This is a genomic window from Allobosea sp. 2KB_26 (genome assembly GCF_052115715.1).
GTDB lineage: Bacteria > Pseudomonadota > Alphaproteobacteria > Rhizobiales > Beijerinckiaceae > Allobosea.
The window spans coordinates 139,011-159,432 of sequence record NZ_JBFRHE010000004.1 but is presented as its reverse complement, the minus strand read 5'-3'; the positions used below and the strand labels follow the sequence as shown (position 1 = coordinate 159,432).

General features: G+C 63.8%; 18 protein-coding genes and 1 tRNA gene. 6 read left to right on the top strand and 13 right to left on the bottom strand.

Annotated features, from left to right (window positions below):
- The 3 genes from AB4099_RS14200 to apaG all read right to left on the bottom strand — a co-directional run bounded on the left by AB4099_RS14200 (position 1) and on the right by apaG (position 3,418).
- Entirely contained in the window at positions 1–1,434 is a 1,434-nt protein-coding gene (locus tag AB4099_RS14200) for a cytochrome ubiquinol oxidase subunit I (RefSeq protein ID WP_441478536.1), read from the bottom strand.
- A gap of 419 nt (positions 1,435–1,853) precedes the next feature.
- Positions 1,854–3,029 carry an acetylornithine deacetylase gene (gene argE / locus AB4099_RS14195; protein ID WP_441478535.1) on the bottom strand — a complete coding sequence of 392 codons (1,176 nt, stop codon included), beginning with the start codon at positions 3,027–3,029 and terminating at the stop codon, positions 1,854–1,856.
- The gene (gene apaG, locus AB4099_RS14190; protein ID WP_069878462.1) at positions 3,026–3,418 is read right to left on the bottom strand and encodes a Co2+/Mg2+ efflux protein ApaG; all 393 of its coding nucleotides are present in this window, start codon (positions 3,416–3,418) and stop codon (positions 3,026–3,028) included. Before apaG ends, argE begins: the two co-directional genes overlap by 4 nt.
- 250 nt (positions 3,419–3,668) lie before the next feature.
- On the opposite strand from apaG, the gene AB4099_RS14185 reads away from it, so the two are divergent.
- Both AB4099_RS14185 and AB4099_RS14180 read left to right on the top strand, forming a co-directional pair.
- Positions 3,669–4,757 carry a 2'-deoxycytidine 5'-triphosphate deaminase gene (locus tag AB4099_RS14185; RefSeq protein WP_441478534.1) on the top strand — a complete coding sequence of 363 codons (1,089 nt, stop codon included), beginning with the start codon at positions 3,669–3,671 and terminating at the stop codon, positions 4,755–4,757.
- Positions 4,758–4,862: 105 nt separating this feature from the next.
- Positions 4,863–4,937, top strand: a tRNA-Gly gene (locus AB4099_RS14180).
- Between the two features lie 188 nt (positions 4,938–5,125).
- On the opposite strand, the gene AB4099_RS14175 is transcribed toward AB4099_RS14180, so the two are convergent.
- From AB4099_RS14175 to AB4099_RS14160, 4 genes are all read right to left on the bottom strand, one after another.
- A complete protein-coding gene (locus AB4099_RS14175) occupies positions 5,126–5,578 on the bottom strand; it encodes a hypothetical protein (RefSeq protein WP_113516790.1) in 453 nt (150 codons plus the stop codon).
- 1,324 nt (positions 5,579–6,902) lie between these two features.
- Positions 6,903–7,319 carry a hypothetical protein gene (locus AB4099_RS14170; protein ID WP_441478533.1) on the bottom strand — a complete coding sequence of 139 codons (417 nt, stop codon included), beginning with the start codon at positions 7,317–7,319 and terminating at the stop codon, positions 6,903–6,905.
- A 114-nt stretch (positions 7,320–7,433) separates the two neighbouring features.
- Positions 7,434–7,670, bottom strand: coding sequence for a hypothetical protein (locus AB4099_RS14165; protein ID WP_113515620.1), 237 nt, complete (start codon positions 7,668–7,670; stop codon positions 7,434–7,436).
- 310 nt (positions 7,671–7,980) lie between these two features.
- Positions 7,981–9,189, bottom strand: coding sequence for a BaiN/RdsA family NAD(P)/FAD-dependent oxidoreductase (locus AB4099_RS14160; protein WP_441478532.1), 1,209 nt, complete (start codon positions 9,187–9,189; stop codon positions 7,981–7,983).
- 313 nt (positions 9,190–9,502) lie between these two features.
- On the opposite strand from AB4099_RS14160, the gene AB4099_RS14155 reads away from it, so the two are divergent.
- Both AB4099_RS14155 and AB4099_RS14150 read left to right on the top strand, forming a co-directional pair.
- Entirely contained in the window at positions 9,503–9,679 is a 177-nt protein-coding gene (locus tag AB4099_RS14155) for a hypothetical protein (protein ID WP_161783814.1), read from the top strand.
- A 36-nt stretch (positions 9,680–9,715) separates the two neighbouring features.
- On the top strand, positions 9,716–10,303 hold the full coding sequence (locus AB4099_RS14150) for an SCO family protein (protein WP_441478531.1): 588 nt from the start codon (positions 9,716–9,718) through the stop codon (positions 10,301–10,303).
- Between the two features lie 144 nt (positions 10,304–10,447).
- On the opposite strand, the gene AB4099_RS14145 is transcribed toward AB4099_RS14150, so the two are convergent.
- The 6 genes from AB4099_RS14145 to AB4099_RS14120 form a co-directional block, all read right to left on the bottom strand.
- A complete protein-coding gene (locus AB4099_RS14145) occupies positions 10,448–11,512 on the bottom strand; it encodes an ABC transporter ATP-binding protein (RefSeq protein ID WP_441478530.1) in 1,065 nt (354 codons plus the stop codon).
- Positions 11,513–11,527: 15 nt separating this feature from the next.
- A complete protein-coding gene (locus tag AB4099_RS14140; RefSeq protein ID WP_441478529.1) occupies positions 11,528–13,729 on the bottom strand; it encodes an ABC transporter permease in 2,202 nt (733 codons plus the stop codon).
- A 34-nt stretch (positions 13,730–13,763) separates the two neighbouring features.
- Positions 13,764–14,804 (bottom strand): ABC transporter substrate-binding protein, encoded by a 1,041-nt coding sequence (locus AB4099_RS14135; RefSeq protein WP_441478528.1) that lies wholly within the window; start codon positions 14,802–14,804, stop codon positions 13,764–13,766.
- Positions 14,805–14,873: 69 nt separating this feature from the next.
- Complete coding sequence (locus AB4099_RS14130) at positions 14,874–15,674, bottom strand: inositol monophosphatase family protein (RefSeq protein WP_441478527.1); 801 nt, start codon at positions 15,672–15,674, stop codon at positions 14,874–14,876.
- 2 nt (positions 15,675–15,676) lie between these two features.
- Positions 15,677–16,681, bottom strand: a complete 1,005-nt coding sequence (iolG, locus tag AB4099_RS14125; protein ID WP_441478526.1) for an inositol 2-dehydrogenase — start codon at positions 16,679–16,681, stop codon at positions 15,677–15,679.
- 34 nt (positions 16,682–16,715) lie between these two features.
- Positions 16,716–17,516 (bottom strand): SDR family oxidoreductase, encoded by an 801-nt coding sequence (locus tag AB4099_RS14120; RefSeq protein WP_441478525.1) that lies wholly within the window; start codon positions 17,514–17,516, stop codon positions 16,716–16,718.
- A 115-nt stretch (positions 17,517–17,631) separates the two neighbouring features.
- On the opposite strand from AB4099_RS14120, the gene AB4099_RS14115 reads away from it, so the two are divergent.
- Together AB4099_RS14115 and AB4099_RS14110 are read left to right on the top strand one after the other, a co-directional pair.
- Positions 17,632–18,498, top strand: coding sequence for a MurR/RpiR family transcriptional regulator (locus AB4099_RS14115; protein ID WP_441478524.1), 867 nt, complete (start codon positions 17,632–17,634; stop codon positions 18,496–18,498).
- Positions 18,499–18,517: 19 nt separating this feature from the next.
- A complete protein-coding gene (locus tag AB4099_RS14110) occupies positions 18,518–20,422 on the top strand; it encodes a bifunctional 5-dehydro-2-deoxygluconokinase/5-dehydro-2-deoxyphosphogluconate aldolase (RefSeq protein ID WP_441478523.1) in 1,905 nt (634 codons plus the stop codon).

The following is a 20,422-nucleotide window of genomic DNA, read 5'->3' as shown; positions in this document are numbered from 1 at the left end:
TCACGCTCCCTTGCCGGCGCCGCTGGGGGCATCGAGGTGATCCGGCGCGGCCGAGAGCGGCCGGGCCGGGCGTTGGTTCAAGAGCTCATCGCCATGGGCCTCCGGCTCCGGGCCGTGGCTCTCGGGACCATGTCCCACCAGCTTCAGCATGTAGCTGACACCGGTTCCGAAGACCGCGATGTACATGACGATGAAGACGATCAGCGTCGCCGACAGCGCCAGTGCCGAGTGGTTGGAGACGGCGTCCTTCGTTCGCATCACGCCATAGACGATCCAGGGCTGACGACCGATCTCCGTCGTGAACCAGCCTGCGAGGATGGCGACCAGCCCCGACGGCCCCATCAGCAAGGCAAAGCGCAGGAACAGCTTCGACTCGTACAATCCTCCGCGCCAGCGCAGCCACACGCTCCAGAGGCCGAGCGCCAGCATGAGGAAGCCGAGGCCGACCATGATGCGGAAACTCCAGAACACGATGGTCGAATTGGGCCGGTCCTCGGGGGCGAACTCTTTCAGGCCCTGAATCTGTCCATTCCAGTCATGGGTCAGGATCAGGCTTCCCAGGCGGGGGATCTCGAGCTTGTAGCGCGTCGTCTCCGCCGCCATGTCGGGCCAGCCGAACAGCACCAGCGGCACCCCCTCACCGGGCTTGTTCTCCCAGTGTCCTTCCATCGCGGCGATCTTGGCCGGCTGATATTTGAGCGTGTTCAGGCCATGCGCATCGCCAACGGCAACCTGCAGCGGCGCGACGACCAGCAGCATCCACATCGCCATCGACAGCATCGTCCTGACCGCCGGCGTGTCGCGCCCGCGCAGCAGATGCCAGGCGCCGGAGGCGGCGACGAACAGGGCCGTCGCGAGAAAGGCGGCGATGGTCATATGCACGAGACGATAGGGGAAGGACGGGTTGAAGATGACTTTCAGCCAGTCGACCGGGATGACCCGACCGTCGATGATCTCGAAGCCCTGCGGGGTCTGCATCCAGCTGTTGGACGCAAGAATCCAGGTCGCCGAGACGAGCGTGCCCAGCGCGACCATGATCGTCGCGAAGAAATGCAGGCCAGGTCCGACCTTGTTCCAGCCGAAGAGCATGACTCCGAGGAAGCCGGCCTCGAGGAAGAACGCGGTCAGCACCTCATAGGTCAGGAGCGGCCCGGTGACGCTGCCGGCAAAAGAGGAGAAATAGCTCCAGTTCGTGCCGAACTGGTAGGCCATGACCAGCCCCGAGACGACGCCCATGGCAAAATTCACGGCAAAGATCGTCGACCAGAAATGGTAGAGGTCGCGATAGACGGTGTCGCGCTTCCACAGCCACAGGCCTTCCAGCACGGCGAGATAGCTCGCGAGCCCGATCGTGATCGCCGGGAAGATGATGTGGAACGAGATGGTGAAGCCGAACTGGATACGGGCCAGCTCGAGTGCGGTCAGACCGAACATCTCAGCTCCTCACCCATGCCGCTGCCGAGGCAGGTTTCCCGCGGGCGAGCGCCGAGTTTGACGCGTTTTCCATCGCTTCACCAGAGTTCGGCGAGCAATGGATCATCGCTCGCTACATCCAATCAATGTCCGCATACATTATTACTAAGCGTATGCATTTTCCAGTGAAGCGTGCCGCGCGCAAGCGAGGCAAGACAGCGCAGGCGCCCTTGAACGGGCACTGCGCTGCGACGTGTACGGCGTTATGCGAGCAAGTTCAGCACGGGCAAGACGACGCACCTGGCCCGGACGGTGCGCCCGGGGCGCGCTGAACGGCAGAACATCGGGCTGCGGCTGGCTGGGCAGACCTCGCCCCCAACGCACCGAGGCGACGCTCGCCCCGGCGGCCTGCCGTCACCCATGCGGGGGCTCAGAGCCTCTCAGCTCCGGCAGCTCTCCATCAGATCACGCATGAATGCCTCGCCGGCGGCGAGCTGCTCGAGCGTGATGAACTCGTCAGGCTGATGCGCCTGATCGATCGAGCCCGGGCCGCAGACGACCGTGGGCAGGCCGGCGCGCTGGAAATGCCCAGCCTCGGTCGCATAGGGCACGGCAATCGTGCTGTTGCGGCCGGCAAGCCGCATGGTGAGGGCCTCCGCCGTCGAGCCGGCATCGGGCCCGAGGCCCGGCACATCCGATGTCATCACGGTCGTGATCGTCGAGGACGGCGCCGTCCGGCGCATGCGCGCGAGCACCGTTTCGGCATAGGCGGCGAAGCGATCCGGCACCTCGTCCGGATCCGAGCCCGGCAGGGTGCGCACCTCCCAGCCGAGCTCGCAGCGATCGGCCAGGATGTTGCGGGCAATGCCGCCATGGAACTTGCCGACATGGACCGTGTCGTAGGGCGGATCGAAGCGATCTGCCGGGTCGGCCCGCTCCATCAGCTCCTGCGCCATCCGGTCGAGCTCGGCAGCGAGCAACGCCCCGGCATGGACGGCGCTGGCGCCGAGATGCGGCTTAGAGGAATGGGCGGCGAAGCCGGTGACGACGGTATTGAAGGTGCGGATGCCCTTATGGGCGTCGGCAATTTCGAGCGAAGTTGGCTCGCCGACGATGACAGCGCGCGGCAGCGGCAGATCGCGGCCCATGCGGGCAATGCCGTCCACCACGCCAAGACAGGTGAGTTCCTCGTCATAGGACAGGAAGAGGTGGATCGGCGTCGTCAGTCTGGCGGCCAGGAAATCCGGAACCAGGGCAAGCCCCAGTGCCACAAAGCCCTTCATATCGACGGCGCCCCGGCCATAGGCCCTGCCATCGGCAATGCGCAGAGTGAAGGGATCGCTCGACCAGGCCTGGCCCGCGACGGGCACGACATCGGTATGGCCGGAGAGGACGATGCCACCACGATCGGCCGGGCCGATCGTGGCGAAAAGCGCCGCCTTGTCGCTCTCGGCATTGGGAATCCGGATCGAGGACACGCCCCAGCTCTCGAGATAATCCGCCACGAAGGCGATGAGATCGAGATTGGATTTGGCGCTCACCGTGTCGAAGGCGACGAGGCGCGACAGCATTTCGAGCGGCGTGTAGCGCCGCGCGGCCGTGGTCGGAATGGTCAATGCAGAACCTTCTTCACATAGGGGGAATCAAGCGGGAACAGCGGCACCTCGACATCGAAGACCACGCCATCCTCTCCCAGCATGGCGTAATAGCCGCGCATCGAGCCGTCGGGCGTCATCAGCGGGCAGCCCGAGGTGTAGCTGAAGCTCTCGCCCGGCCGCAGCACCGGCTGCTTGCCGACCACGCCATCGCCGCGCACTTCATGGACCTCACCACGGCCATCGGTGATGAACCAGTGGCGGGTCATCAACTGCACGGTCTGTCGCGACTGGTTCACGATCTCGATCGTATAGGCCCAGAAATAGCGACCCTGCTCATGGGCGGATTCCCGTTCCATGAACTCGGGAACGGCGGTCACGCGCACGCCTCGGGTTTGCGCCTGATACATGCTCAGCGGCTCCGTGCCGTTGCGGTTCGCCGGCGGGCGGAATTGGGCCGGGAACGACGTCCCTGTTATGGACCGGCCGGCGGCAGCGTCAATCCCGAAGCCGCGCTGGCCAGTCCTGCGTCCGGCCCGGCGCGGCGGCGGACAGAATGATTCCCGCATGGACAACCGCCCCGAAAACGGGCGATAGGACTGGCCCGCCTGGGCCCTTGCGCCAGGCTTCGCTAGCTCAGGCTGAACAGGTCCGACGCTCATGCTGCCCTTCCTGCCCGGCATCCAGCCCGACAGCCGCATCCGTGCCTTCATCGAGGAGGGTGTGATCAAGCTCGCGCGCCCGCCCGCGGAGGGCCAGATCCAGCCGGCCAGCCTCGACCTCAGGCTCGGCGACAAGGCCTATCGCGTCCGCGCCAGCTTTCTGCCCGGCCCGGGATCGACCGTCGCGCGACGGCTCGACCAGCTCGCCCTGCATGAGATCGACCTGACCAGGGGCGCCGTGCTGGAGACCGGCTGCGTCTATGTCGCGGAGCTGATGGAAGGGCTGGCGCTGCCCCAGGGCCTGCGCGCCGCCGCCAACCCGAAGAGCTCGACGGGTCGGCTCGACGTCTTCACCCGCGTCATCACCGACCGGGCGCGCGAATTCGATCTGGTCGAGGAAGGCTATGAGGGCCCGCTCTTCATCGAGATCTCGCCACGCACCTTCCCGGTCCTGGTGCGCTCCGGCTCGCGGCTCTCTCAGATCCGCTTCCGCGCCGGCGATGCCCGGCTCGACGACCGCACTCTGGGCGAACTGCACGAGCGCGAGACGCTGGTCAGCGCGGCCACTCCCTCCTTCCAGAGCGGCGTCGCCGTCAGTGTCGACCTTGCCGGCTTCGACGGTCTCGTCGGCTATCGCGGCAAGCGCCATACCGCACTCGTCGATGTCGACCGGGTCGGCGCCTATCGCGTCGCCGATTTCTGGGAGCCGATCCAGGCGGACGCCTCGCGCTCCCTGATCCTCGATCCCGACCAGTTCTATATCCTGGCCTCGAAGGAGGCGGTGCATGTGCCCCCAGACTATGCCGTCGAGATGACGCCATTCGATGCGCTCGTCGGCGAGTTCCGCGTCCATTATGCCGGCTTCTTCGACCCCGGCTTCGGCCATGGCGGCGCCGGCGGCAAGGGCGCACGCGCCGTTCTCGAGGTCCGCTCGCGCGACGTGCCCTTCATCATCGAGGACGGCCAGATCGTCGGCCGGCTGGTCTACGAGCACATGGCAGCTCGCCCGGACGCCCTCTACGGCGCGGACCTGAAATCGAACTATCAGGGTCAGGCGCTCAAGCTCTCGAAGCATTTTCGCGACTGAGTGAATCAGCAACGTCACCCTGCACGATTGCCGGATGACACCTGCGCCGGAAGCCGCTATGAGATTCGTGTCCTCGCCGTTGATCTGCGGTCGCTGCGAGCGCATGCGGGCGTAGTTCAGTGGTAGAACGTCAGCTTCCCAAGCTGAATGTCGTCGGTTCGATCCCGATCGCCCGCTCCAAAATCTATTTTATTACAGTACGTTAGCGCAAACTTGCATCGAGCGATGCCAGTAAGTCGAACTCTGTGGCAGGGCTTGGCAGGGAACGTGAGCGTGTAATTTCAATGGGTTAAGTAGGCGCCGCGCGAGGGGGCTGGTCGCCTTGACCGGCTCCGAAACGCGGAAATCGGTTGCAGTCTCTTTCGTCGTTAAGGACGGTTGTCTTGTTGGAGCCATACCGACGGAGGCTGGTCCCAGGTTTTATCGGCGACTTGAACGCCAACCTGATAAGCCATAAACATCTGCCCTCCGTTTTTCGGATTATTTGCTGCTAATATCCACGTTCGCGCAATCTGCTTCGCGGACGTTCCAACTTTCTGTGTGGCAGTGCGCAAATCTTTTAGCGCGTTTCGCCTTTCCTCAGCTTCGGCGCTTGGAGCGATAAAGGCAGCTAAAACTCCGACAGCCTCCTGCCACTGCTGTTCGTCGGCGCTTTGCCTGTAAGCCGTAATCATCTTCAGTCCTGCATTGTCTCGGAGAACAGTCATCCTCACCGTTGCAACGTCAAACAAGGCCATCTTAGGCGTGTCGAGGTGGATGATGACGGCCAGCCTTTGCCCTAGCTCGTGCTCGACTTGCTCCGTGGCTTGACGAAACAGCATGCTGATTGGGGGCGCCTCCGCTGCAAATACTGCCGTCACAGGCGTGAGCCCAAGAATTGAGCTAGCCCATACTGCTCCCGAAATTATCAGCGCACGGCGCATCCGCTTGACTACTCCGTCCCCTGCTGGCCAGTAGCTGTAGCTGGCAGTGCGCATATAGCAAGCTAGCTTGAGTTTCCCGTATCGACCTGACCCATTGCTGACGCTGCTTTCGCGACATGATACGTGGTCACGATGTTCCCCGGATCAGGCTCTGCGTGATGACGACCGTATTTGTGCTCTTCCATACGCATGATCTCGGGGACGGCGAGACGGACGACAAACTCATAGGCATTTACTCGTCGCGGGCGGATGCCGAACAAGCCCAGACAAGGACAGCAGTACTAGAAGGCTTTCGTGATGCGCCAGTAGGGTTCGTGATCGATCCCTACGAACTAGGGAAGGATCACTGGAACACGGGCTACGTCACGGTCGACTCTGGACGGCCACTCCCGCGAGAGGAGCAGGACTGATCAGCCGTCTGAGTGTCCGCTTCCGCCCCATTCAAGACGCTGCCGGTTTTTGCGTTTGGGGAACGCAGGTGCGGTAATTCAACGACTTAGCTCCGCTTCCCAAGCTGAATGTCGTCGGTTCGATCCCGATCGCCGGCTCCAAAAACCTGTTTTATTACAGTCCGTTAGCGCAAAATTCCATCGAGCGATGCCAGTAAGTCGAACTCTGGGGCAAGACTTGCCAGGGAACGAGAGCGTGTAATTTCAATGGGTTAAGACTAACCGGCGACGCGCAAGGGGGCTAGTCGCCTTGACCGGCACCGAAACAGCGGCGTGTTTAGGCCTTCAGCCAAACTCCCGTTACAGTCACTCGTTGATATGTGGTTGATCGGGTGACCGGGCCGGAGGTCGAACAATGCGAAGCCTACTTCTGCTATTTTGCCTCCCGCTTACCGGAACTGTTCAAGCCCAAGATTTGAGCACCGTGATAGCGAGTATGTCGACGCCTCTGGCCTATATGCGCGTGTGCGAAACGCAGTTTGGCAGGCTGAGACCAGGTATTTTGGAGATGTTGCGGGAGGAGGCGGCGAAATTGGGCCATGATCCTAATTCCCCAGGATTCCAGCAAGCGCTAGCTAATGAAACAGACGTGGCAGCGACTGCTTTGAGCGGGCAGAACAAGGAGCTGTTTTGCACTATGTTGAAGGATCGCCTCGACAGATTTCCACGTTGACGTGCCCTGTTCGATCTTTCACGCGCAGGCTTTCGACCCGTTGCGGACATAGTGCGTTCTTTGGGTCAACGAGCATTCCGATCACCAAGATGGGTGTAGCCTAGTCAGCTTTCTGCTCCGGGAGTAGCCGCTCCCACCCACGCCTTCTGGTGTCCTTGAAATACATGAGCTTCTGCACGACGCTGTCTTGCGAGCTTTTGTAAAAATCAGCCACCAGCAATAGCATATCGGCGTCCGACATTAGCTTGACGATGACGGTGTCGTTCGTGAATTTGCTCGGATTGGCGATGACCAAATCAACAAAGGCCGTCCTGTCAGCCTCGGAATGTTCCCAATCTGACTGAATGACGAAGCGCACGCCTTTCTGGTCTTTGATCCGACCATCGCCGAGATGCGTTGTGACTGTGATGGATTTCGCGTGCAGAACGCGAAACGGATCGTCAGGATCCAGCGTCTGGGCTGCGACGGGCTTTGTCAGAAGGAACCAAACGGCAAGTGCGCTGAACAGCCTGATCATCAAATCATCGCCTGGCTTGTGTCTTCCTATATGAACGTGCATGTCACATGTGGAGTTGGAAGAGGCACGAGCTGAAAGACTATAGGTCTGTCTGGTTACGACCCGAAGCAGGCCTCACGGCTCAACCTTATAGGTCTCTTCTAGGAAGCGCCGCCCCGCCTCCGTCCAATCGCCTCGAATGCGATGCCCGCCCTTAAGTGTGACGAGGCCATATTCTGAGAGCACCGTGAGTGCGTGCTCTCCTGCGCCCATGGCCATGCTGTCCAATTCAGTGTCTTGCACGCAGTGAACGAGATACTGCGCCGCCATCAGAGCCAACGGATAGAGAAGCCTTCGTTCTGTCTCGTTCATCGCAACCTTCAAGCGAAACCCTACCTCGGCGACTGACTATCATGAGGAAGGCATGGTCTGATTCCCACCCATTCAAGACGCTGCCGGTTTATACGTTGGGGAACGCAGGTGCGGTAATTCAATGACTTAGCTCCGCTTCCCAAGCTGAATGTCGTCGGTTCGATCCCGATCGCCCGCTCCAATTCCTTCCAACTACAATATGTTACGGCGCTATTTCTCGAGCAGTGCCGGTCATTCGAACTCTCCGCCATGTCTGGCTGAGAACGCCGGCGTGCATCTTCAACAGTTTGAGAATTTGCGCTCAGGCATCTCAGCCGGTGCGTTCGGCGATGGCGGTCCCGGCCGCCCAGCCGGATGACCACGCCCATTGGAAGTTGTAGCCGCCAAGCCAGCCCGTGACGTCGACCACTTCACCGATGAAGTACAGGCCGTCCACTGTCCTTGCTTCCATCGTCCGTGAGTTCAGACCGGACGTATCGACGCCACCGAGCGTCACCTCCGCGGTCCGGTATCCTTCCGACCCGATGGGCATGACGTCCCAGCCCTGAACGGTCGAAGCGATCGCGGCCAGCTTCTTGTCGCTTGCGTCGCCGATGGGCCCCATCCAACCATGGGCATCTGCGAGATAAGCGGCCAATCGCTTCGGCAGAAGATCACCAAGCGTATTTGCGATGCTTCGGCGGCCGTTTTCCTGTCTGGAAGAACGCAAGTCGGCGAACACGTCCTGCGTGGGCAGGAAGGCGATCCTGATCGGTTCCTTCTCGCGCCAATACGACGAAATCTGCAGAATCGCGGGGCCGGAAAGCCCGCGATGTGTGAACAAAAGCGCCTCATCGAATGTGGTCTTGCCGCACGAGATCCGCGCATCCGCGGCGACGCCGGCAATCTCGCGAAACCCGGCAAGGACATCTTCACCGAAAGTCAGCGGTACCAGGGCTGGGCGCGTTTCCGTCACCGCCAGACCAAACCGGCCGGCGATCTGGTAGCCAAGGCTGGATGCCCCCATTTTCGGGATGGATTTTCCTCCGGACGCGACGACAAAATGCCGGCACCGAATTTTTGCAGCACCATCACCACCGAGCGTGATCGCAAAGCCGTCATCGATCCGCTCAAGGCTTTCCAGCGTGGTTCTGAGGCGCAATTCGCATGCCGCGCGCGCCATCTCATCCATCAGCATTGCGATGATATCCTTGGCGGAATCATCGCAGAAGAGCTGCCCGAGCGTCTTTTCGTGATAGGCGATGCCGTGCTTTTCGACCAACGCAACGAAATCATGCTGCGTGTATCGGCCAAGCGCAGATTTTGCGAAATGAGGGTTGTTCGACAGAAAATTCCGTGCGCTCGTGCCGATATTGGTGAAGTTGCAGCGACCCCCGCCTGAAATGCGGATTTTTTCGCCGGGTGCTTTGGCCTGATCGACGATAAGAACACGCCCTCCGCGTGATGCGGCATGGATCGCGCACATCATTCCAGCAGCACCCGCGCCCAGGATGACAGTGTCGAAACGCTCAACCGACATCGAATGCTGCTAGCCTCAGAACGGCCCTGACGGGCATTGCGCGGCATTCCGGATGACATCGCGCTACACTCGGCTTCGGGTAGATGATCCAGGACCGTCCATCAACAGATGCGACGGGAATCGAGCGCTTTATCGCGGCCGGGCGATCCTGTCGGCCTATCCGCCTGGGAGCACGTAGGAGAGATTCAACGTCCAAGCAGCGCTTCCCAAGCGCGATGTCGCCGGTTCGATCCCGATCGCCCGTTCCAATCTCTCTCCCCTGCGTCACGGTTGCCGCTTCCGACCTCAGCTTGGCGCGGCTATGCTCGCGGTCATGACGCAATCGGACCAGACAGGCGCCGAGCATGAGGCCCAGGCCTCGCGGACCGGGCTATGGCTGCTCGGCGGCGGCGCTTTTGCGCTGCTGCTGACCGGGTTGCTGCTCTGGTGGCGCGAGGGCGACCGGCTCTTCACCGACGGCCTCATCGCCGCCATCGTTGCCTGTTTCTGAGGCGCCCCGCGCCGTCCGACTTTTTCCGAGGATCCCGTGAACCGTCGCCTCATTCTGCCTCTCGTGGTCTTTCTGGCCGGCGCAGTCGCCCTGGCCGCCGCCGCGATCCTGACCTTCAGCCCGGTGCGTCAGGGTCAGGGCGCGACCTCCAGCGTCGGCGGGCCCTTCGCGTTGACGACGGCCGAAGGCAAGCCGCTGACCGACACAGATCTGCGCGGCGCCCCGTTCCTGGTCTTCTTCGGCTTCACCCATTGCCCGGATATCTGCCCGACCAAGCTCTTCGAGATTTCGGAGACCCTGCGCGCCGCCGGCCCCAAGGGCGAAAAGCTGCGCGCGCTGTTCATCAGCGTCGACCCTGAGCGTGACACACCGGAGGTGCTGAAGAGCTATCTCGGCAGTTTCGACCCGCGCATCGTCGGCCTGACCGGCGACCGCGCCGCCATCGACGCCACGATCAAGGCCTATCGCGCCTATTCCAAGAAGGTTCCGCTCAAGGAAGGCGATTACACGATGGATCACACCGCGCTCGTCTATCTCATGGACAAGAAGGGCGGTTTCGTTGGCGCCTTCAATATCGAGCGGCCGCCCGCGGAAGCGGCCGCGGAATGGCTCAGGCATCTGTGAGGCTGCGTCAGATCATCTGCGATTGCGTCGGCTCTCCCGAAAACCGCAATTCACTTTTCCGGCCGATGCTTGGCGCGCGATCCGCGCGCCGGCGGGCAAGCGCGGCGCCTGTGCTCGGCGGGAGCGACAGGAGCCGAGCGCTGCTCAGCTCTGGGGAATGAGCGTGACGCCCGAATTTGCGAAGGACAGCCCGACTTCGCTGCCATAGGGCAGCAGATCGCGCCCGCCCGGCTGGACGACGAAGAGTTCGCCAACCTCGGTCTCGATCATCAGATCGAGGTGGTTGCCGAGATAGGCGCATTTGCGGACGGTGCCGCGCAGGCCCGGCCCGGAGGCAGGTCCCATCAACAGGCTCTCGGGCCGGATCGCCGCCCTGGCCGGTCCGGCCGCCAGGCCGCGCGCCGGCAATTTCACCTTTGCCGAGCCGATCATCACATCGGCGATGCCTTCGGAAACCTCCGCGATCGTGACCGGAACCATGTTGGCATCGCCGATGAAGTCGGCGACGAAGGGATTGGCCGGCTCCTCATAGAGCTCACGGGGCGAGCCCTCCTGCGCGATACGGGCATTCGACATCACGATGATGCGGTCGGAGACGGCGAGCGCCTCTTCCTGATCATGGGTGACATAGGCCACCGTCAGATTGAGGCTCTGCTGCAGCTCGCGGATCTCCTCACGCACCTTGCGGCGGAGCTTGGCGTCGAGATTCGACAATGGCTCGTCGAAGAGCAGCACCTGCGGCTCGAGCACCAGCGCGCGCGCCACGGCGACGCGTTGCTGCTGGCCGCCCGAGAGCTCGGAGGGATAGCGCTTCTCGAAGCCCTTGAGGCCGACGAGGGCGAGCTTGGTCAGCGCCATGTCCTGCGCCTCGGCCTTTGGCAGCCCCTTCACCAGCGGCCCGTAGGCGGCATTCTCCAGCACGCTCATATGCGGAAACAGCGCATAGGACTGGAAGACCATGCTGACGTCACGGTCAGCGGCCGAGAGCCGCGTGACATCCTTGCCGCCGATCAGCACCTGGCCTTCGCTGGCGATCTCGAGCCCCGCGATCATGCGCAAGGTCGTGGTCTTGCCGCAGCCGGAGGGGCCGAGCAGGGTCACCAGCTTTCCCGGCTCGATCGTGAAGCTGATATTGTCGACCGCAGTCACCGCGCCATAGCGCATGCTGACATTGCGGAATTCGACTGAGGCAGGTCCCGCCTTGGCCATGAGAAGTGCTGCTCCTTACTTGACGGGCTGTGCGGCGGATGTGGCGAGCGGGATCGTGCTGCGCCGTCCGAGCTTGCGCTCGCCGACGCCGAGCTGGATCAGGCCGATACCCACGGCCATGACCACGATCAGCACCGAGGAATAGGCAATGGCGAGCCCGAACTCGCCGGCCTCGACGCGCCCGACGATATAGGCCGTCGCCAGGTTGTACTCGGCGGAGACCAGGAAGATCACGGCGCTGACCGAGGTGATGCTGCGCACGAAGCTGTAGACCAGCGCGGAGACGAGCGCAGGGCGCAGCAGGGGCAACACCACGCGCCAGAGCGTGGTGAAGCTGCGGGCCCGCAAGGTGATCGAAGCCTCGTCGAGGCTCTTGTCGATCTGCGACAGGCCGGCGATGCCGGAACGGACACCGACGGGCATGTTCCGGAAGACGAAGGCGATGATCAGGATCAGCCCGGTCCCGGTGATCTCGATCGGCGGCACGTTGAAGGCAAGGATATAGGCGACGCCGAGCACCGTGCCGGGGATGGCGAAGCTCAGCATGGTGGTGAATTCGAGCACGTGGCGGCCGCGGAACTGCTGCCGCATCAACAGATAGGCGGTGAGCAGGCCGAGCACCGCCGTCAGCGGGGCCGAGATCGCCGCGACCTTCAGTGTCGTGAACAGCGAGTCCCAGGCCGCACCTTCGAAGAATATTCCACGGCTGAAATCGATGGCGAAACCGGTGCGATAATGCTCCAGCGTCGGGGTGTGGTCGCGGCCCATGGTCTTCACGAAACCACCCATCAGGATGATCACGTAGATCACGAAGGTCAGCGCCACCCAGGGCACGATCACCAGTGCGGAGATGAAGGTGACCGGCTTCGGCAGTTTTGCCGGCAGGCCGGAATCGCCCTTGCCGGTGACGGTCGTATAGGATTTGCCGCCGAGCCAGCGCTGCTGCACCCAGAAGGCACCGAGCGTGAAGACGAGGAGCACCATCGCCAGCACCGCCGCCTGCCCTTGATTATGCGCGGCGCCGACCACGGCGAAGAAGATCTTGGTCGACAGAACCTCGAAATTGCCGCCGAGCACCAACGGGTTGCCGAAATCAGCCATGCTCTCGACAAAGCCGAGCAGGAAGGCATTGGCGAGGCCGGGCTTGAGCAGCGGCCAGGTCACCGTGCGGAACGTCGCCCAGCGCTTGGCGCCCAGCGTTTGCGAGGCTTCCTCCAGGCTGGGGCTGATCCCCTGTACGACCCCGATCAGGACGAGGAACGCGATCGGCGCGAAGGCCAGGACCTGTGCCAGCAGCACGCCGGGCAGCCCGTAGATCCAGCGGGAGCGCGGAATCGAAAACCAGTCGTAGAGCAGTCCGGAGACCACGCCGGAGCGGCCGAAGAGCAGGATCAGTGCGAGACCGATGACGAAAGGCGGCGTGATGATCGGCAAGACGGTGAGCGCGCGCATCACACGTTTGCCCGGCATGCGCGTGCGCAGCACGAGCAGCGCGCAGGCAAGCCCGAGCAGGGTCGTGATGACCCCAGTCAGCACGGCAAGGATCAGCGTGTTCCAGGCGACGCCGCAATTGGTGTTCGCCGTGACGCAGCCAAGTCCCCAGATCGAGGAATCGAACAGGCGCGCGACGAAGATGCCGGGCGCGAAGGCGCCGGCCTGATCGACAAGCGCGCTTTGCAGGATCGTCGCCACCGGGAAGAAGATGAAGAGCCCGATCAGCAGGACGATGATGCCGATCGAGCTTGTGGTGAAGATGTCACCCCGGCAGAAGCCGCGATAGGCGAGCCCATGACAGAGCAGCAGCAGGAGCGAAAGCACCGTCAGGAAGGCGCCGAAGCCCATGCCGCCCTGAGCCGCGCCGCTGCCGCCGAGCAATGCTGCGAGCCAGGGTATGCCCTGGCCCTGCAGCGTGATGGCAAAGCCCTGCGCGAAGAACAGGACCATGCCGGTGAGCCCCGCCCAGATCAGGGTCCTGCCGACCGCAGCACTCTCGCTGCGGCCGAGCAACAGCGTCACGGCCAGCAGCGCCACGCCAACCGGCAGCAGCCAGGGGGCCGTTCCGGACAGGGCCAGCGCGAGCGCCGTGCCGACCTTGCCGAAGGGATACCCCGCGAGCCAGCCGAACTGGCTGAGACTGACGCCGTCAGGCAGGTACCAGGGAATGACCGCATAGCCGAGCCAGCCGAGCAGCAGGACGAGCCGTGTCGCAGGACGCATCGCAGGGGATCTCTTCAGGGCGCTGGACGGAGAGTTACTTCGGCAGCGCCTTGACCTCCTTGTCCCATTTCGTCAGCAGCCGCGTCCGCTCCGCGGACGAGCCGTATTTGACGAAGTCATAGTCGATCATCTTCATCTCGGACATCTTCGGCGCCTGCGGGGGCACCGTGGAGTTCTTGTTGGAAGGCACCTGATAGGACTTGGCCGGAGCTGCCAACGCCTGAGCCGCCGGGGTCAGCGCCCAGTCATAGAACTTCTTGGCGTTGTCGAGATTGCGCGCGCCCTTGATGATCGACATCGAACCGATCTCGTAGCCGGTGCCCTCGCAAGGCGCGACTGCCTTGATCGGATCTCCCTGGACCGCGAAGACGACCGCGTCGTGGATGAAGACGATGCCGACGGCCGTTTCGCCGAGGCTCGCGGCCTTGGCGGGGGCAGCACCCGACTTGGTGTACTGGCTGACGTTCTTGTGCAACTTCTTGAGATAGTCGAAGCCCTTCTCCTCGCCCATCAGCTGGACCACGGTCGCGAGCAGATTGTAGGCCGTCCCCGAGGAGTTCGGATCGGCGACCTGGACGTCGTCCTTGAGCTTCGGATCAAGCAGATCGGCCCAGCATTTCGGCTCGCTCAGGCCCTTCTGCTTGATCTGCTGGGTGTTGTAGCCGAAGCCGAGCGCGCCCGCGTAAATGCCGACGGAGCGCTTCTGTGCTGCCTTCCACTGCGACAGCGCCCAGTCGTGAAGGTCCTTGTTGACCGGCGATTCATATTCGAAGGTCAGCCCTTCCTCGGCCGCCTGGAGATGGGGGTCACCCGTGCCACCCCACCAGATATCGCCGCGCGGATTGGCCGATTCCGCCTTGAGCTGGGCGTAGATCTCGCCCGCCGATTTCCGGGTCATCGCGACCTTGATCCCCGTATCGCGCTCGAACGCGGTCGACATGGCGCGGCACCATTCCTCCTGGACGCCGCAATACATGACGAGTGCGCCCTGAGCCTGAGCGGGCGCCGCCGCAAAAGCGGCCCCGCTGGCCAGCGCCGCCAGGACCCCGGTCCGGAGCCATTGAAATCCCTGCATGTCGTCCTCCCGTTTCGTGTCGTTCTTGGTTTTGTTGTTGGCTTGATAGTGACGTGTTGCCGGCAAAGATCAATCGTTCGCCTGCCGGCCCCCGATCTGGGTGATCTGTTCGAGCTCGTGGCGAAGTCCCGGCGTGCAGCACAGGATCGGGTTGCCCCTGGCGATGCCGTCCCCGCTGAAGAAATCGCTGACAAAGGCACCGGCTTCGGCGGCGATCACGACACCGGCCGCAACATCCCATGCGTTGATATGGAGTTCGGCATAGGCCTCCGTCCGGCCATTCGCGACATGGGCAAGGCCCAGCGCACCGGAGCCACCGCGCTTGACCGAGGCGCCTGCGGCGTAGCCGCGCCCGATCATTGCGACATAGCGTTCGGCCGGGATGCGCGTCGACCAGCCCAGTTCGACATAGGCGCGCTTGATATCGGTCTGCCCCGACACCTTGATCGCTTCGCCATTCAGGGTCGCGCCTCGCCCCTTGCGTCCGACATAGATCTCGCCCAGCGCCGGCGCAGAAAGAATGCCGATTTCGGGAACGCCGTTCAGCAGAAACCCGATCGAGATGCACCAGTTGCGGTCGCCACGGGCGAAATTCGAGGTGCCGTCGATCGGGTCGATGATCCAGACCGCGTCCGAGGCCTCGCCGCCGCCCTCTTCGCCGATGATCGCATCCTGCGGGAACATCACGGCAAGCCGCTGCCGCAGGAAATCCTCGACCGCGCCGTCGGCAACGGTGAGCCAATCCTGGGCCCCCTTCATCGTGACGCCGAGGCTTTCGCTCTTGTTGAAATAGTCGAGCGCCATGAAGCCGGCCTGCTGGACGAGGCCCAGCACGGCATATTGGCGCAGATCGAGTTCAGCAGGCGTCATGATCAGATCGCCCCGAGTGCGACGGAGACCGGCTTGCCGCTGCGAGCGGATTCGGTCGCCGCATCGGCCAGGATCTGTGCCTTCAGGCCGTCCTCTCCGGAGGGCAGCGGCGCCGTCTTGCCCTTCAGGGCGGCGACGAAGGCATCGAGTTCGGCGCGATAGGCAGCGGCATAGCGCTCGAGGAAGAAGTTCTGCACCGGGTCGGCCCGGAAGCCGGCGCCGGTTGCGACCTCGACCGTGGTCTCGTGGATATTGCCGGCCCGCAGCATGCCCTTCGAGCCATGGACCTCGATGCGCTGGTCGTAGCCGTATGTGGCGCGGCGCGAATTGGAGATCTGCGCGATCTTGCCCGACGCCGTGCGCATCAGAACCGCGGCCGTATCGACATCCCCGGCCTGGCCGATCGCCGGATCGACCAGCGCCGAACCGAGCGCGAAGACCTCGACCGGCTCCTCGGCGAGGAGGAAGCGGGCCATGTCGAAATCGTGGATCATCATGTCGCGGAACAGACCGCCCGAGCGCTTGACATAGTCGACCGGCGGCGGCGAGGGGTCGCGCGAGATCACGCTGACGATCTCGATCGCGCCCGCCTCTCCGGCCCGCAGGCGGTTCTGAAGCGCGGCGAAGCTCGGGTCGAAGCGCCGGTTGAAGCCGATCATCAGTGGCCTGCCGGTCTTGGCGACGGTCTTGAGGCATGCCCTGATGCGCTCGGCGTCGAGATCGACCGGCTTTTCGCAGAACACTGCCTTGCCGGAGGCGACGGCGGCCTCGATCAGATCGGCATGGGTGTCGGTCGGCGTGCAGATCAGGACCGCATCGAGCGTCTTGTCGGCGAGAATCGCGTCGAGACTGGCAACGGTCGCGCCGGTCTCGGCCGCCAGCGAGGCCGCCGCATCCGCAAAGGCGTCCGCAACCGAAACCAGCGTCGCGTCCTTGCGCGCCGCAAGGTTCAACCCATGAATGCGTCCGATCCGGCCGGCACCCAGCAATCCCATGCGCATCGTCATATGTCCTGTCGTCAAGGCTGTGGCTGCGGCAGGGTTACTGCCGCGCTCCAAGAATCGTCTGGTCGAAATCGATGTTCGAGCCTGTCATCAGACCCGATTCGGCCGAGGCCAGATAGGCGACGGCGCGGGCGACCTCTTGCGGGTCGAGCAGGCGGCCGAAGGGCTGGCTCGCGGCAGCCTGATCGAGCCAGCCATCCTGCGCGTCATGGCGCAACCGCATGATCGCGTCTTCGCCCGGCGTCGCCATCCAGCCGATATTCAGTCCATTGACCCGGATACGGTGCTCGAGCAGCCCGAAGGCAGCGTTGCGGGTCAGCGTCGCCAGCGCGCCCTTGGAGACGCTGTAGGCGCTCAGGAATGGCTGGCCGCCATGCGCCGACATCGACTGGATATTGACGATGGCACCTTCGATCCCGAGCCGGCACATCAGCTCGGCCGCGCCCTGGATCAGGAAGAAGGGCGCACGCAGATTGACCGCCATGATGCGCTCGTAGAGCTCGGGCGTCGTCTCCAGGATGGAGCCGCGATCCGTATCGCCGGCGGCGTTCACCAGGATGTCGACACGACCGAACGCCGCCTCGGCGGCCGGAACGATTGACTTGACCTGGTCGAGATCGGAAAGATCGGCGGCGTGGAAACGAACATCGCAGCCAGCATTGCGAAGATCGCGGGCAACCGCCTCGCCGCGCTCGCGATTGCGGCCGGTCAGCAGCAGGGAAGCAATCCCGCGCGCCTGGAACTCGCGGGCGACGGCTTCGCCAAGCCCCTGGCTGCCACCGGTCACGATGGCGGCCTTGCCGGTCAGATCACGACCGAATTCGTTCTTCCCTGACACCTGACGCCACGCTCCCCAGCGAAATTTTGATATGAATGGATTGTCTTTGTCTGATTTTGGAATAAACATTCCGCCGATCGGCGCTTGAAGTCAAGGCGCTTTAACCGGAACCGGCATGTCATCAGGATCACAGCCTCAGCCCACGGACAGGCCGGAATTCGACCGTTTCGTCGCCTTGTTGCGCGAACGGCGGCCATCCCTGCCGAAGCGGCTGAAACAAGTCGCTGATCATGCACTTGCCCATCTCGACGACATGGCATTCGGCTCCACCGCGCAGATCGCGGAGAAGGCCGGCGTGCAGGCCTCGACACTGGTGCGTTTCGCGCAGGCGCTCGACTATTCCGGCTTCAGCGAACTCCAGGAGGTGTTCCGCTCGCGGCTGCGCCGGCATGCCGCCGACCATCGCGCGCGCCTGGCCGCCCTGCGAACGGCGGGAACAGGCTCGGACGGTAGCGCAGCGCTGCTCGACGGCTTCATTCAGGCAAGCGAAGCCTCGCTTGCCCAGCTCAGGGCGGCTGTCAGGCCCGACCAGCTGGAAGAGGCGGCTGCCTTGCTGGCCAAGGCGCAAACCATCGTCCTCGTCGGCGCACGACGCATGTTCCCGGTGGTGTCCTACCTGGCCTATGCCTTCGGCAAGCTCGGCATCAGGGCGGTGCTGGTCGACCATGTCGGCGGCCTCGGCCAGGAGCAGGCCGCCCTTGCCGGGCCCGGCGACGCCATCCTGGCGATCAGCTGCGCGCCCTATACGACTGCCACGGTCGAGATCGCTGCCGCCGCACATCAGCGCGGCATTCCGGTGCTGGCCCTGACCGACAGCCCGCTCAGTCCGCTCGCCGAGAACTGCGAACTCTGGCTCGATGTCGCGGAGGCAGATTTCGGTGCATTCCGCTCGATGGCGGCCAGCCTCACCCTGGCGATGGCGCTTGCGGTCGCTACCGCCGAACACGCCGGCGCCAGCGCCGATCCCGATCTCGCAGGTTAGTGCGGAAAGCCGAAGCACCATGCCCGTCGCCCCTCAGCTCGACGTCATCACGATTGGCCGCTCCTCGGTCGATCTCTACGGCCAGCAAATCGGCGGCCGGCTTGAAGACATGGGCAGCTTCGTCAAGGCGGTCGGGGGCTGCCCGACCAATATCGCGATCGGCACCGCGCGCCTGGGCCTGAAATCGGCCGTGATCACCCGTGTCGGCGACGAGCAGATGGGCCGGTTCATCCGCGAACAGCTGGAGCGCGAGGGTGTCGAGACGAGCGGCGTGGTCACCGACCCGAAGCGGCTGACCGCACTCGTCATCCTCGGGGTCCGCGACGAGAAGACCTTCCCGCTGATCTTCTACCGCACCGACTGCGCCGACGCCGCATTGCAGGAAAGCGAGATCGACAAGGCCTTCATCGCCTCCGCCAGGGCGATCGTCGTCACCGGCACGCATTTTGCCATTCCCAACGCCGCCGCAGCACAGAAGAAGGCGATCGCGCTTGCCCGCAAACATGGCCGCAAGGTCGTGTTCGATGTCGACTACCGGCCCAATCTCTGGGGGCTTGCCGGGCACCAGGCCGGGGAGGAACGCTATATCCGCTCCGAGACGGTGACCGAGCATCTCCAGGCGATCCTGCCCGATTGCGACCTGATCGTCGGCACCGAGGAAGAGCTCCACGCCGCCGGCGGCTCGGAGGATACGCTTCAGGCCATCCGCACGATCCGGTCCCTGAGCGCCGCGACGATCGTCTGCAAGCGCGGGCCGATGGGCTGCGTGGTATTTCCCGGCGCGATCCCCGCCTCGCTCGAAGACGGAATCAAGGGGCCGGGCTTTCCGGTCGAGGTCTACAACGTGCTCGGTGCCGGTGACGCCTTCATGTCCGGCTTCCTGCGCGGCTGGCTGCGCGACGAGCCGCTCGCGACCTGCTGCGCCTTCGCCAATGCCTGCGGCGCCTTCGCGGTCTCCAGGCTGCTATGCTCGCCGGAAAGCCCGACCTTTCCAGAGCTGCAATATTTCCTGGCTCATGGCTCGCCGCACCGGGCGCTGCGCCGGGACGGCGAGATCAACCATGTGCATTGGGCGACGACACGCCTGCCGCAGCCCGCGGGCGTGATGGCGCTCGCCATCGATCATCGGGCCCAGCTCGAGGAAATGGCCGACGCGGCAGGCGTGCCGCATGAGCGGATCGCCCATTTCAAGACGCTTGCCGTTAAGGCGGCGGCCCGTGTCGCCGACGGACGTCCTGGCTTCGGCATGCTGGTCGACGGCATCCATGGTCGCGAAGCCCTGTTCCGGGCGGAGGATCACGGCTTCTGGATCGCCCGCCCCCTTGAACTCCCGGGCTCGCGACCGCTCGCGCTGGAGACCGACGCGACGGGATCACTCGGCGCCGCCCTGGCCGAATGGCCGGTCAGCCATGTCGCCAAATGCCTGTGTTTCTACCACCCCGACGACTCCGAGGCTCTCAGGAGCGCGCAGGAGCAGGTGCTGAAGCGCGTCGCGCTCGCCTGCCGCCAGGTCGGGCGGGAATTGCTCGTCGAGATCATTGCCTCGAAGCACGGTGCCGTCGCGGATGATACAGTCGCGCGGGTGATGACGCGGCTCTACGCCATCGGCATCAGGCCGGACTGGTGGAAGCTCGAAGGCCAGCCCTCGCCAGCCGCATGGCGCGAGATCGATGCGGTCATCGCCGGCCATGACCCTTATTGCCGCGGTGTATTGCTGCTCGGCCTCGACGCACCGGAAGAGACGGTCGCGCAGGCCTTCCGCGCAGCGCAGGGCTCGGCATCGGTCAAGGGCTTCGCCGTCGGCCGCACGATTTTCGGGGAAGCGGCGCGTGGCTGGCTTGCCGGCAACCTCAATGACGAGGCTGCGACCGCGATGATGGCAGAACGCTTCGCCCGGCTGGTCGCAGCCTGGCAGGAACGCTGA

What these genes read in the sequence shown, in the direction of transcription:
- AB4099_RS14200 (WP_441478536.1), bottom strand. Translation starts at nt 1,434, where the DNA reads ATGTTCGGTCTGACCGCACTCGAGCTGGCCCGTATCCAGTTCGGCTTC.
- apaG (WP_069878462.1), bottom strand. Translation starts at nt 3,418, where the DNA reads ATGTATCAGGCGCAAACCCGAGGCGTGCGCGTGACCGCCGTTCCCGAG.
- AB4099_RS14185 (WP_441478534.1), top strand. Translation starts at nt 3,669, where the DNA reads ATGCTGCCCTTCCTGCCCGGCATCCAGCCCGACAGCCGCATCCGTGCC.
- AB4099_RS14175 (WP_113516790.1), bottom strand. Translation starts at nt 5,578, where the DNA reads ATGCTGTTTCGTCAAGCCACGGAGCAAGTCGAGCACGAGCTAGGGCAA.
- AB4099_RS14170 (WP_441478533.1), bottom strand. Translation starts at nt 7,319, where the DNA reads ATGATCAGGCTGTTCAGCGCACTTGCCGTTTGGTTCCTTCTGACAAAG.
- AB4099_RS14165 (WP_113515620.1), bottom strand. Translation starts at nt 7,670, where the DNA reads ATGAACGAGACAGAACGAAGGCTTCTCTATCCGTTGGCTCTGATGGCG.
- AB4099_RS14160 (WP_441478532.1), bottom strand. Translation starts at nt 9,189, where the DNA reads ATGTCGGTTGAGCGTTTCGACACTGTCATCCTGGGCGCGGGTGCTGCT.
- AB4099_RS14155 (WP_161783814.1), top strand. Translation starts at nt 9,503, where the DNA reads ATGACGCAATCGGACCAGACAGGCGCCGAGCATGAGGCCCAGGCCTCG.
- AB4099_RS14145 (WP_441478530.1), bottom strand. Translation starts at nt 11,512, where the DNA reads ATGGCCAAGGCGGGACCTGCCTCAGTCGAATTCCGCAATGTCAGCATG.
- AB4099_RS14140 (WP_441478529.1), bottom strand. Translation starts at nt 13,729, where the DNA reads ATGCGTCCTGCGACACGGCTCGTCCTGCTGCTCGGCTGGCTCGGCTAT.
- AB4099_RS14135 (WP_441478528.1), bottom strand. Translation starts at nt 14,804, where the DNA reads ATGCAGGGATTTCAATGGCTCCGGACCGGGGTCCTGGCGGCGCTGGCC.
- AB4099_RS14130 (WP_441478527.1), bottom strand. Translation starts at nt 15,674, where the DNA reads ATGACGCCTGCTGAACTCGATCTGCGCCAATATGCCGTGCTGGGCCTC.
- iolG (WP_441478526.1), bottom strand. Translation starts at nt 16,681, where the DNA reads ATGACGATGCGCATGGGATTGCTGGGTGCCGGCCGGATCGGACGCATT.
- AB4099_RS14115 (WP_441478524.1), top strand. Translation starts at nt 17,632, where the DNA reads ATGTCATCAGGATCACAGCCTCAGCCCACGGACAGGCCGGAATTCGAC.
- AB4099_RS14110 (WP_441478523.1), top strand. Translation starts at nt 18,518, where the DNA reads ATGCCCGTCGCCCCTCAGCTCGACGTCATCACGATTGGCCGCTCCTCG.